The sequence below is a fragment of the Rhodoferax sp. UBA5149 genome, from assembly GCF_002413825.1.
Lineage (GTDB): Bacteria > Pseudomonadota > Gammaproteobacteria > Burkholderiales > Burkholderiaceae_C > Rhodoferax.
This window is the reverse complement of the sequence record NZ_DHXT01000126.1, coordinates 1-13,031: the sequence shown is the minus strand read 5'-3', so window position 1 is coordinate 13,031 and position 13,031 is coordinate 1. Positions and strand designations below refer to the sequence as shown.

The following is a 13,031-nucleotide window of genomic DNA, read 5'->3' as shown; positions in this document are numbered from 1 at the left end:
TGCAACGCGATCTGCCCCGGCTGGGTGCTGACGCCCCTGGTGCAAAAACAGGTCGATGCCAAGGCGGCGGCGCTCGGCGTCTCCAACGCCGAAGCCACCAAGCTGCTGCTGGGCGAAAAAGAGCCGTCCATGCAGTTCACAACGGCGGAAGAACTGGGCGAACTCGCCGTCTTCTTCTGCTCACCGGCGGCCAACAATGTGCGGGGGGTGGCCTGGAATATGGATGGCGGCTGGACGGCCCAGTGATGCTATGATTACTGTAGCTGCTCACGCTTATAGGACGGGGGCTGGAGGCCTAAAACACCCTTTAGAATCAGGTCGATTGTTTAAACGCCATCACCGCCTGATTGCGCAAGGTGCGCAACAGCGCCAGCTCTTTCTCATCGAGCGTCAGGCCGCCCTTCTGCCCTTTGTCCGCATAAATGAGTCCGAAGGGCTTGCCCTTGATGTTCACCGGCAGCAGCAAAAAGGTGGGGGCGTTGACCCCCTTGCGATACCAGGTCGGCAGGCGCTCGGCGATACGCGGCTCGGTGGCGTCGCTGATCATGGTGTCGGCGCCCTTGATGCACACCGCGGAGAATAAATCCGGCGTCATGGGCTTGAGCGCCACGTTAAAAAATTTGACCATGCCCTCGACGCCCTCGCCCAAACCAAAGCGGCCGGTCAAGGCGTCAATCTTCGAGTCGCGCATGCAGAAAATGATGCGCTGAAATTCCATGGCCCGCAACATGGTTTCCAGAATCATGCGCAGCACGTCACTCAACTTGAAATCTTCCACCATGGCGTTGGTGATGTCCTGAATGCCCGCCGTCAAAATTTCCGCCACGCGGTGCGCATCGCGCGGCGCCAATTCGCCATGTTCCGGGGACATCGTTTGGGTCGCGTGCAATTCCAGGGGGGCCAGCGTGTCAGGGGGTTCCTGATCGAGAGTGCGCAGCGTTTCAGGATCTTCCACGGGGGCGTTCAACAGCTTTGAGGCGGCGGAACCGGCCAGCACTTTGAGATCCATCGCCATGGCCATATCGATCAGTTTTTTGCGCGCCACCGTGGTGGCCAGCTGCACCGCCTCGGGGCTGACGCCCAGGGATTTGGCATAGTGTTTGGCCACCTGCGTCAGCCGCACATCAACATCCTTGGGATCGGTGCGAAGCAGGATGTCGGCAATTTCGTTGGCCGCCGCGGCCATCCAGCGCTGGCGTTCAGCGGCGTCCCCCGGCGGGCGGGCCGGCGGCTCACCGATGGGCCGACGCATGCAGCGCTGGATGCCTTCGGGCAGGCCCCAGGCTTTGGCCACACCAATGCCCAACTCCTCAAAACTCAAACCCAGCACGCTGGCCGAGGCGGTCGCCTCACTCACCGGCTGCCGGGTGGAAGAGGTCAGCCCGCGCACCGTGCGCGCTTCTTCGGGAAAATAAAACTCGGCCAGCAACCGACCCAGGTTATGGAACATGGCGCCAATAAAGGCTTCCTCATTTTCCCGCACCACGGGACACAATTCACTCGCAATGGAGCCGGCCATCAAGGAACGCAAAAACTCTTCCTTCAACACACTGGCATGCGCTTTGTCCTGCATGTGCTCCAGCAGCACCAGGCTGAGCGCCATGTTGCGAATACCGTTGAAACCCACCAGGCTGACCGCCCGCGACACCGTGCTGATGCTGCTACCGCGTGCGTAATGGGCACTGTTGACCAAACGCAGCAACTTGTTGGTCAGGGCCACATCCTTCAAAATTTCATTGGTGACGCTGCCCACGCTTTCGGTCTCGGAGGTCGCCATGCCCTGAATCCGGACCACCGAGTCCGACATGGCGGGGAAATCCGTTTTGTGACGCATGCGGCGCAACAAAAACTCCAGCGTGCTATTGCCACCCGCCCCTGCCGACCTCTTGGCCTGTCCGGCTTCGGCTGCTGCCGCCGCGCCCGACCACTTCACCAGCTCGTCGCGAAAAACCTTGGCGCTGGGGTGGCGTTGCAAGGGGTCGCGGGCCAAGGCACGCAGCACGATCGCTCGCAGCCCGTCGTCCACCTCGGCACTCAGACCCGCCGGTAGCTCCAGCTGCTCATGGACGACCCGGTAAATGGCACGGTAGGGGTCCCGTTCGTTGATGAGCGGCTTGCCCGACAGCATCTCGGTCAACACAATGCCCACTGAGAAAACATCCATCAGCGGCGTGGCGGGCATTCTCTGTGCGGCTTCGGGCGACATATAACCCGGCGTGCCACCATCCGGCGCTGCAGCCGCGATGCCCCCGGCATCCTTCATGCGCGCGGCAATGCCAAAGTCCATCACCCGGGCCCGGCCCGCGGGGTCAATCAGCACATTGGAAGGCTTCAAGTCGCGATGGACAACCCCGGCTGCATGGGCTGCGACCAAGGCCTCCAGCACATCCAGCATGAGCGCCACGGCCTCGGCCGGCGGCAAGGCACCGCGTTTTTTTAGAATCGCCGACAAGGTCTGCCCCGGCACATATTCAAACACCAGGTAGGGCTGCTGATCCTGCACGTCGGCCTCGAACACCGGCACGATATTGGGGTGGGTCAGACGACTGACGCTTCGCGCTTCCTGCAGCCACTGTGCAATCGCCGAGGCATCGGAGCCTTTGCCCACCCGCATCTGCTTGATGGCCACCTCGCGCTCCAGGCGCGGGTCAAACGCCAGCCAGACGACCGCTTGTGCGCCTTGGCCCAGGATGCGTCGCAACTCGAAACGCCCCACCATGGCGGGTTCCTGCTGCGCCGACCGGCCGGTCGCCAGTCGCTTGATGGTGGAGAGCGGTGAGAAATCAGGCATGAATCAATGGCTACGTGGGATGGGGGCAAAAAAGATGCTTTTGTGACGCAAGTATGACACTGACACCCGGAGCTTGCAGCCAGCGGGCGGACAATCAAGCGGGCAGGAGAACGCGATCAGAACCAGCACCCAAAAACTTTTCAAACTCCGCCAGCGGCAGCGGTCGGCTGAACAGGTAGCCCTGGTAGGCGTGGCAGCCATGGCGGGCCAGAAAGTCTCTCTGCTCTTCGGTCTCAACGCCTTCGGCGATCACCGCCAGCCCCAGACTCTGGGCCAGCGCGACGACGGTCTTGGCGATGGCCGCGTCATTGGGGTCACTCATCACATCGCGCACAAAGGACTGGTCAATCTTGAGCTGATCCAGCGGCAGTCTTTTGAGGTAGGACAGCGAGGAGTATCCGGTTCCGAAATCGTCCAGCGAAAAACTGACGCCACGCTCTCTGAGAGCCGTCATTTTGGTGACGATGTCTTCCAGATTGTCGATCAGCATGCTCTCCGTCAATTCGAGCTTGAGTCTTTTCGGGTCGGCCCCGGTGCCGTCGAGCAGGTCCAGCAAAAAGCGCGCGAAGTCCGGCTCGCGAAACTGCCGGGCGCTCACATTCACCGCCAAGGTCAGGTGCGCGCTGTGCGGATGCTGCGCCCACGTCACCAGCTGGGCGCAGGCCACCTCCAGCACCCAGTTACCCAGCAACAGTATTTGCCCCGTTTCTTCAGCCAGCGGAATAAAGTCGGCCGGCGACACCATGCCGCGCGCAGGATGAGACCAGCGTAACAAGGCCTCGACGCCCGTGATGCAGCCCCCGCTATCCACCTGGGGCTGGTAATAGAGAATGAATTGCGCGCCCAGAATGCCTTCGCGCAAATCAGCTTCGAGCGTGGCACGCGAGTTCACCACGGCCTGCATGGCGGGGTCGAAAAAGCGGATGCGGTTGCGCCCTTCCGACTTGGCCTGGTACATCGCCAGATCGGCCTGCGTGAGCAGCTTGTCAATCGATACCGAGTGGCCGCTGTACAAAACGACGCCCACACTGGAGGTACTGTGGACATCAAAATCCACCAGCCGGTAAGGCTGGTTAAGCAGTGTCACAATTTTTTCACCCACGGTTTTGACTTCAGCGGCAGCGATTTCGCGCATTTCGTCAAGGTCTTCCAGCATGATCACGAACTCATCGCCCCCAAGACGGGCCACCGTGTCACCTTCACGCACACAACCGGCCAGACGCTTGGCGACCTGTTGCAGCAGCAAATCACCTTTTTCATGTCCCCGCGTATCGTTGAGCGTCTTGAAGTGGTCAAGGTCGATGAACAACAAAGCCCCACTGCGCTTGTTACGCTCGCTCAAGCCCAAGGCGCGCTGCAAACGGTCCATCAGCAAGCGCCGGTTCGGCAACGCCGTCAGCGGATCGAAAAATGCCAGTTGCCTGATCTGCTCTTCGGCCGCCTTGCGTTGCGTGATGTCCGTCAAGGTGGCCACGTAATGGCTCACCTGGTTTTCTTTATCCATCACCGCCGTGATATTGATCCACTCGGGAAATATCTCACCGCTTTTTCGTCGACTCCATATTTCACCCGCCCATTTCCCCTCGCGCTGCAGGCGTTCTGTCATGTTCGAATAAAAGACGGCGTCATGGCGTCCCGAATTGAAAAGCGCCAGCGTCTGCCCCACCGCATCGGCCTCGGTGTAGCCCACACTGTCGGTAAAAGCCCGGTTGACCCGAAGAATGACCAGCTGCGCGTCGGTCACGATCATCCCTTCCGGGCATTCAAAAGCGGTGGCCGCAATGCGCAACTCGGCGTCGGCCCGGGCACGGTCCGAGAGATCGATATCAATGCAGAACATTTCGGGTTCGCGACCCGGTTGATGCACATAAGCGTGGCTCGAAAACACCGGTACCCGGGAGCCATCCTTGCGCAGCAAGGACAACTCGCCCGCTGGAATGGGCTGGCGGGTTTCAAACATCTGGTGCATCGCCTGGCGCACACCTTCGCGCATCTCGGGTGGAATGATGAGGTCTTGCAACTTGCGTCCAATGGCTTCCCCGGCGGTATATCCGTACAGCCGCTCGGACGCCTTGTTCCAGTAACGCGTCGTCCCATCCGGCGCATAACCCTGCACCGAGACCGCAGGGATGTCTTGCAACAGATTACGAAAGCGGGACTCGGACTCGCGCAGCGCCAACTCGGTTTCATGGCGACGCTCGCCATCTTGCAACAGCAAGCCCAAAAACAGCGTGGCGGGTGTAAAGGTCAGCAGCATCGGCAGGGCCAGGTTGGCAAGGCCCTGCTGGGCGTTCCCGACCGGGAACACAATGAACAGAAAAAACCCGATGCCGTGGATAAGAAAGCCAAACACCAGCAGTGGCACCACGCCAATTCGGGTCCAGCCCCGGTGCACGGTATGGCGGTACAGCAGTCCGAACGCCACGCTGGAAACCATCAAGGTCACCGCCATGCCAACGCCGCCGCCGCCCAGCCAGAACCGATAGGCCACCGCGATGCCTGCCGCGAGCCCACCCACGAGGGGCCCGCCAAAGAGCCCCGCCATGCTCAGCACAACCGAGCGCGCATCAACAATCACACCCGGCGTCACCACGATGGGGGTCATCATGCCAACGACACAAATAGCCCCGAAGAGGACGCCTGAAGTCAATTGCCCGGCCACTTTGTGGTCGCGCCAAAAACGGATGTTGACACTCTGCAAAAAGCTGAGTGCCAGCAACAACGCGACCCCCTTGACGAGCTCAATGATCATCTGCATCCTCCCCGGATTTGACGTTTTTTGGATTATGTACCGCCAAGGCACAAATCCAAACCGGAGCTTCGTCTAAAGCAACCGCTTTATCTCAATTGCACGGACCCGGATACCGTCACCACCACCGCTGTTTTTCCGGCCTCGACCGGCACCGGCGCATCCGCCGCCACCGCCTTGGCCTCCATCGCCATCATTCGCGGTCTGGGTGTGAAGCCCAGGTCATTGGCGCTGACATTGACTTCCCGCAGGGTATAGCCGGCAAAGCCGAAACCGCGGGCGATCTCCGTCGCACGCATCTTGAAGCGCTCAATGGCCATGCCTTGCGCATCACCTTCGACCTTGGCGCGTTGCTCGCGACTCAAACCAAAACTCACGCTGCCAACGGTCAGCGTCTGGATCTTGCCCGCCGTGCTGCTGATGCGGCCGAAATCACGTCCCTCCAGAATCAACTCGGCCGAGCCCTGCCAGCCGATGGACTTGCCGTCCCGGCCGTAGCGCGGATACAGGCTGAAGTTGCCGGTGCGCACGTCAAGCTGGCCCGGTTGCGCCACTTTTTTGGCTTCCGTCAGCGCCGCATCGATCGCGGTCTTGAGCTGGCCTTGCACCGCACTGGCGTCAGCGCCATCGCGGGTCGTATTCATGGAAATCGACAGCAAATCCTGTTGAACCTCCACCGTACCGCTGGCCGCGAGTTGCACGACGTTCTGCACCGGCGGATACAGACCTTGTTGAGCAAATAGGCCGCCAGCCCCCGTCAACAGGGCACAAACAGCTATCGCTTTAGTAGCAAAATTCAAAATGATTCCTCCAGACCCTTAAAACAGGCATCGTAACAAGCCGCTGCTCAGGGCTTGCCGCGCGACACCACGTCGAACTTGAGGCCGCTCGCGCCTTCGCCGCGTCCTGTCACCTTGCTGCGGCCGATCCACAGCAGGGCCCGGCCCTGGGCGTCGCGTGCGTAGTTGAAGTTGCGTTTGAGCTCGATGCCGTCGCGCGGCACCTCTTCTTCCTCGACCCGCAGAAAGTCACTGGCCACCGGCGCATTGGGATCGAGCCGCAGCAGGCTGCCGCGCGGATGGAACATGAAACCCTGCAACTGGTTGTCGTCAGCGCCCTGCACGGCGCTGGTCTCGACAAAGCTGTTGCTGCGCAAGCGCTCGATGAAGCCGGCGTAGCTGGCATTGAGCGGGTCTGCCAGGCGCGATTCGGTCACCTGGTAATAGTGCGTGACGACACCGCGCTGCAACTGAATCGCCCACTGCGCGGGCGTGGCCCCCGCCTTGCGCACTGGCAGAAACGGCACCCAGTTCGCGGCCACCGGCGTCTGCAGCCGGTACTGCAGCAGCGCACCGCTGGCCACGGCGGGGGCGCCGACCGGCGGGCGCAGTGTCTGCGTGGTCGATAGGCGGGTGCTCTCGAACTTGCGGTCGATCGGCTCGCCCGAGCTGCCCTGCACGCGCTTCTCGATGCCCCACACCAGGTTGGCCATCTCGTCGCGCACCAGCAGCACATGCTCCAGCGGCGGGCCTTCGAGCGTGTTGAGCGCGGGGCAGAGGTACAGCGCGTTGTCCAGGCGTTGCACCGGGGCGCCGGGCTGCAGACTCATCTCAAACATGTTCCAGCCCGCAGGCGGAATCGGCAGTTCAATGCCGAAGTTGTCGCGCACCGTGAATGTGCCGACCCGGTACAGCGCGTTGGTGGGCAAGGTCAGCGGCAGCGTGAACCAGTCGTTACCGAACACCAGGGCGTATTCCAGCACGGCGAGCCGCGCCAGGTCACTCTTGGCGGCGCCGAGCATGCCAAAGTTGACGCGCCCATCTTCAAATTCCCAGTAGCGGTCGGCCGGCATGCCGGGGTAACGCGCGGTGGTGGGCAGCGGCGCGCGCTGGGGCACCACGTCAAACGATTCACTCGGGCCAGCCGCTGCATTCGCGGACGACCCGAGCATGAAGGTATGCCAGTCAAGCCGACCGTCGGTGTACTCGTCGGCCACCAGGCGCACCGGCGCGCCATCGCCCTGCGCGCCCAGGGCGAAGCTGTACTCCAGACGCTGTGGATTCCAGTAAGGACTGGCACCTTTCTCAGTGCCGTTGAGTGCCAGCTCGTCGAGCCAGCCAGACCAGTGCGCGATGACGTTGCAGAAGGTCTCCATTTGCGCGGCCGTAACGCCAAGGCTGACCGCCAACGCTTCCAGTGCCGGTCGGTCCGGCAGCGCCTGCAACGCGGTCGAGAGTGCCAGCGCGTCGATGGCACGCTGGTGCAGCAAGACATGCCAAACGAAACCGGCGTTGTCCCCCGCCGCGTCATCAGGCGCCGGCAGCGGCGCCGGAAATTGCGCCAGCAAGGTCTGTGCGGCATCCTGCAGGCTGGCCGCGCGCAGTCGGCGCATCAGTTGTTGACCAGCCTGCGCATTGAGCTTGGGGTGCACCGCCAGCACCTGCTCGTGCTCCACCAGTGCCTCGATCGGCGCGCCGCCCGGCGGCAGGCTCACGCCTTCCACGGCGTCCCGGTCGCGCAGCAAGGAACTGACGGGCAAACCCACCACCGCCAGCGCCGCCTGGATCGGACTGCCCGCGTCTTCGCCCTGAAACTCGTTGAACTGCCACTGCCGCGCCAGCATCCACAGCGGATCGGCCACGCGCGCCTGCAGGCTATCGGACACATCGTCACTGGTGGGCAGCGGCTCCAGCCGCGACCAGACGGTGTGCGACGGGTCAGGCCGCGCAATGAGCGCGGTCATGACGGAGATGCGGGCGGCAGAAAGGGAAATAGTCATGACGGTTCCTTGTGCGCAGGGCTGCTTGCCTACTGGGTGAACTGGGTGGTTCCCATGGCCATGGTCGCGCTGCCGCTGCGCTGATGGCTGGCCACGCGCAGTACGTCGAGGCTCTTTGCCAGCAGCTTGCTGAAGTCAACCGACGGCACGTCCTGCTTGAAGTTGTTCGACAAAAAGATCCCCGGCAGCAGCAGACCCAGCCCTTGCAGGTCCTGCGGTCGCACGGCGCGCAGGCGGGTCAGCGCCATCGCTTCGTTGACGGTGGCAAGCAGGCTGTCGAGCGTCCAGTTTTCGACGGCGAGGTCAGCGGGCACCGCCAGCAGGATGCTTTGCGGTGGTCGCGCACCGGGCGCGTCGAAATGAAAGCCCAGCCCGGTCGTTTCTTCATCCGACGGAATGGTTTCCATCCATTCGTCCACGTACAGGCCCGCCAGCGTGGTCGCGGCGCCCATGCCCAGCAGCGCGCCGGGTGCATGGGCGGCGACGGCGACCACGCCGCGCAGGTCCTGCTCGGGCGCCGGCGGCAGCGCCGCCCAGTGCGCGCTGGCGTTGCGCGGAAACTGCAGCAACTTGAAGTCGAGGGCGTCGTCGACGTAGCCGCTGTCGGCCCCGATGGCTTCGGCCGCCAGCAGCGCGTCAGACAGCAGGGCCGTGGCTTCGCGCACGCAGGCCAGCTTGGGCAACCAACCGGCAATGGCCGTGTCGTCGTTGCCTTGGGCTGCTTTGGCCAGCAGCCTATCGCGGTCCGCCAGCGTGGCCGCCGCATCGCCGGCAAAAGCACCCAGTGTGAACAGCGGCAGCAGCGGGAAGTCCTTGCCCATCACGGCATGGATGCGGTTCAGCGCCGCCTGCATTTGCCCGCCCACGCCGTCCGACACGGGGGCGATGCGGGCCGCGTCAATACGGCCGCCGATTTCGTCAAGCAAGCCGCGCGCGCGCGCCACGGCCTGCGCGGCCGAGTCGCCGGTGGCCAGCGCCTGGCCTTCCGCGTTGCCCGCCGCCACCGGGCTGTTGCTCAGCGCGCTGCGCCAGCCCAAGGCGTAGGCCTGCGCGAGGGCGGCCTGGGTTTGTGCCAATAGCGCCGGTGTGGCCGGATCGTTGGGGTCCAGAGTTTCCAGGTCTTCCGGGGCGAGGTCACTGGCGGCCGCCAGTGCGCCCAGCACGGTGGCGGCTTGCGCCTCTGCCAGGTCGCGGCGGGACTCCAGTTCGGCCACGTCCACGCCCGCTGCTTCGCCATCGTCCAGCGTCGCGGCGCTCTCCATGCCGTCGCGCGCTTGCACCATGTCCATGCGGCGCAAGGCGCGCGTTTTGTCCAGCAAACGCCGGAACACCCAGGCCAGCGACTCGAACGCTGCCAGCCCGATGCGTGCGGCCTGTTGCGCATCGGCCTGCAGCACGACCGCCATGCCATCCGCCGCCGCGCCCACCTGCACCCGCAGCTTGTCGCCCATCAGCGCGCCCAGTCGCTCTTGCACCCCGCTGTGGCCGGCACCCTGCTGTGCTTCGCTGTTGAGCACCAAGGCCAGTGGCGACAGGCCCAGTTCGGCGAGGCTCGCCGTCAATACGACGCCACTGTCTATCCAATCCTGTCCCGCTTGCGCGGGAGGCGTTAGCGCTTTTGCGACAAATTCGTAGCGCGCCGGGTCACCCAACAGGTGTGCCAGCCAGGCATTCAGGCGTGGCTCCATGCGGGCGGCCAGCGCCTCGTCAGCCACGCCCGCCCAGGCGCCCAGATCGGTCGATTCCAGCGCCACCACCACGCGCTGCGTGTAACCACGGGTCGAATGCGGTGTCTCCACCACGCGCGGCTCCGGCGGGCGAGTCTGTTTGTCCAGCGTCATCATGGCGGCACCGGCGGCGTCCATGTTGCCGCCCACCATCTGGTACACGCTCTCTGAAATCAGCAGGTCCGACACCGCGTCCATTTGATCCAGCAGGTCTTCAATGAATATTGCAATCGCGCCGCCTTGCTGGGTCAAGGCGGACGGTACGCCGGGCACCGAAAAACTGGCCTTGGCATTGCGGTAGGTGTCCATCAGGCGCACGCCGTCCACCACGTCGCGCGCGGCAATGCTTTCCTTAGCTTCGGCGCTGCTGTCGGCACCGGCCGGACACAGTGGAAAGGCTTGCCGACACTCCAGAATGTGCGGCGACAGTGCGTTGTCGCGCAGCGAGCGCTCAAAGCGGTAGCCCAGCAGCGCCGCCATTGACTGTCCGTTGGCCAGACCTTCCAGCAAACGCTTGGCGCGCTTGACGCGCCGCGACCGCAAGTCGATGTCGAACGCACTGCCCGCCGCCTGGCCGTTGGCGAGAAAGCCACTGCGCAACACCGAGGCGGCGGTGGCCTGTTGCAAGGACGGGGCATGCACATAGCCCAGGCTGTCCAGCGCCTGGCTTTGACCGCGCGCGGAATCGGGCAGCAGGTCTTCCACCACCCCGAAGGCACCCAGATGGATGCCTTGCGGATGCGCCTCGCGCAAGGTGTCGAGCCGGTGCGTGGCCAGCGAGGTAATCCAGGCATCAAGCCGGTGCGAGAACAAATCGAGCGTGGTGCGAAACGACTGTTGCAGTTCGCCCGCCGTGCGATCTTTCAAAAAATCGAGGCTGTCGTTGAAGCTGGAGATATTGCGCATGTGCTGCGGCCACTGCAAGCGCGGCAGGCCCAACTTGGCCCCAATATGCTCCTCCACCGAGAGCGCGCCGGTGGTGCCGGTGAGCTTCAGACCGAGCAAGGCGCGCGCATGGTTGACGTTAATCTGATCGCCCACCAGCGTGCTGCTGTCCACCCCAATGTATTCGGCCACGCGCAGGCGGCTCATCTGCTGCTTGACCGAATCGCTCAGCGTCGCAATGCCCTGCAGATGGCCATAAAACAGCTCATGGCCGGACTTCAGTACTTCCTCATCGGCGGCAAATCCGAGCATCGCCTCCAGCAGCGACTCGCCGTCCTGCATCTTCACCATCGCTGCGCGAATCGTGCTGCTGGGCTGGCTCAGCAACGCCAGCAAGCTGGCCAGGTAGTTGCGCTTGAGCGCGACCGGGCCGTCAAGTTCGCGCTGCGGCTGGTCGGGGTCGCGCTGCACCCACGGCACGGCGTCCAGCGCATGCGGCTTGGGACGCACGGCACACAGCGCCAGGAACGGCACCTTGCCCTCGAAGCTTTGTTTGTCCAGCAGGTCGGCGATCAAGCCGTGCCCCATGGCCTCCTGGAATATGGCGAAAGGCGCAATGTCGGGATAGTTCTGGATAGTGGCCGGGCCGGCCACTTCCCAGTAACGTTTGGCCGTGGCCCAGGGTTGCATGGCGAGCACCTGGTGCAGGTTCTCGGCGCTGGGGTCGCGCAAGGTCGGCACGCGAGGCACGGCGTTGTCCCAGAAACGGCGAAACCACTCAATGGCTTGCACCAGCTCGCGCTCCAGCGGCAAATTAGGGCTGGGCACATGGCCGCGCGCACTGATGGGCAGAATGCCATACGGCTGCTTGCCCACGCGCAAGGCCGACACCGGCCCGCTTGCCCGCACGGTGCGCACGGCCCAGGCGCGCAGTTGCTCAATGGCATCGTCGTCGAGCAGGGTTTGGCTGCTGTCAAGCGGGTTCCAGAAGTAGCGCAGGGTGTAGCCCAGCGTCGCGCTCCACAGCGCATTGAGCATGTGGCCGGCGGTGGCGCCCTCAAGCAAGTCGGCATCCGGCACCACCCCGGCATCAAAGACGTCACTGGGCACACCCAGCATGCGCTGCAAACGGGCGCCTGCGCTGGCGAGTTCGACCGCTGCGTTCGCCGCGCGTGCGTCGGCCGTCTGCGGGTGCAGTTCAGCGGCAACATCGGCGCCGTTCGCCGCAAAACCGGCGCGCGTGCTGCTGGTGTTGTTGGTGGGCGTGCCTTGGGCGACGAACTTCAGCCCCGCGCTGTGTTGGTGGTTGTCCAGCAGCGCGCCCACCAGATTGGCGGCCGAGTCGGGTGTCTGCGTCCAGTCAACGCCCAGCACGATCAGGCGCTCGATACGGTCGCGCATCTTCGCGCCGTTTTTCAAATCAGCTTGCGTGATGCTCACGGCCATGCCGGCCGCCAGCGCCGCGGCATAGTCAACCATCCAGGCCCGATCGCCACCGAACGGGTCGTGCATCTGTGGGTCGTCCACCAAGAGCGGATCGAAGGCCGGCGACATCGGCAGCAAGTCGGCCACGGCCTGGCCCCATTTGCGAAACACCTCGCGCCCACGCGCTTGCCCGATCACGACAAAGCGGTCGGGCAGTGCCGTTGCATACACCGTTTGCGCGTCGCGCGTGACCAAGGGGATGGCGTCGTCATTGAATTGCGGTGCGACCCGCTGGACCGGTGCTTCGCCGTCTCCCAGCCGCTGGCCGAGCTGATCGAGGTTGATCGGCGTGGTGCTGCGCACGATCCAGGCCGAGCGCGCGGGCGCGTAGATGCGCACGATCTGCGTCCACGGCGACTCGGCATCATCCGGGCTGTCGAAGCGCACGGCCCAGTAGCGCTTGCCTTCGCCCACTTCAGCCTCGGTCAGCCCGGGCTCGTGGGCAAAGGTGTGGATCGCGTCGGGATAGATGCGCACCATCAGCAGCGAGGCGTCGTCGTTGTAGCGCGTCTGCACGGCGACGGGCAGCAGCATCACGGGCTGCGCGCTGCCGAGCGCCTTGATCAGGTCGGCCGGGTCGCGCTCACCCAGCAAGCGCTGCGACAGACCCTTGAG

The 13,031-nt window shown here is 63.9% G+C and carries 6 protein-coding genes; 1 reads left to right on the top strand and 5 read right to left on the bottom strand.

All coding sequences use genetic code 11. From position 1 onward, the window contains the following. On the top strand, positions 1-246 hold a 246-nt coding region (locus B3V69_RS11135; RefSeq protein WP_296446536.1), incomplete at its 5' end, for an SDR family oxidoreductase. Between the two features lie 67 nt (positions 247-313). On the opposite strand, the gene B3V69_RS11130 is transcribed toward B3V69_RS11135, so the two are convergent. The 5 genes from B3V69_RS11130 to B3V69_RS11110 all read right to left on the bottom strand — a co-directional run. Next, entirely contained in the window at positions 314-2,791 is a 2,478-nt protein-coding gene (locus B3V69_RS11130; RefSeq protein WP_296446535.1) for a serine/threonine protein kinase, read from the bottom strand. 94 nt (positions 2,792-2,885) lie between these two features. Further along, a complete protein-coding gene (locus B3V69_RS11125; RefSeq protein WP_296446534.1) occupies positions 2,886-5,543 on the bottom strand; it encodes an EAL domain-containing protein in 2,658 nt (885 codons plus the stop codon). Between the two features lie 86 nt (positions 5,544-5,629). Further along, entirely contained in the window at positions 5,630-6,340 is a 711-nt protein-coding gene (locus tag B3V69_RS11120; RefSeq protein ID WP_414707514.1) for an SIMPL domain-containing protein, read from the bottom strand. A gap of 47 nt (positions 6,341-6,387) precedes the next feature. After that, positions 6,388-8,319, bottom strand: coding sequence for a hypothetical protein (locus B3V69_RS11115; RefSeq protein ID WP_296446533.1), 1,932 nt, complete (start codon positions 8,317-8,319; stop codon positions 6,388-6,390). 29 nt (positions 8,320-8,348) lie between these two features. Further along, positions 8,349-13,031, bottom strand: a 4,683-nt coding sequence (locus tag B3V69_RS11110) for a hypothetical protein (RefSeq protein WP_296446532.1), incomplete at its 5' end; no start/stop codon positions are given.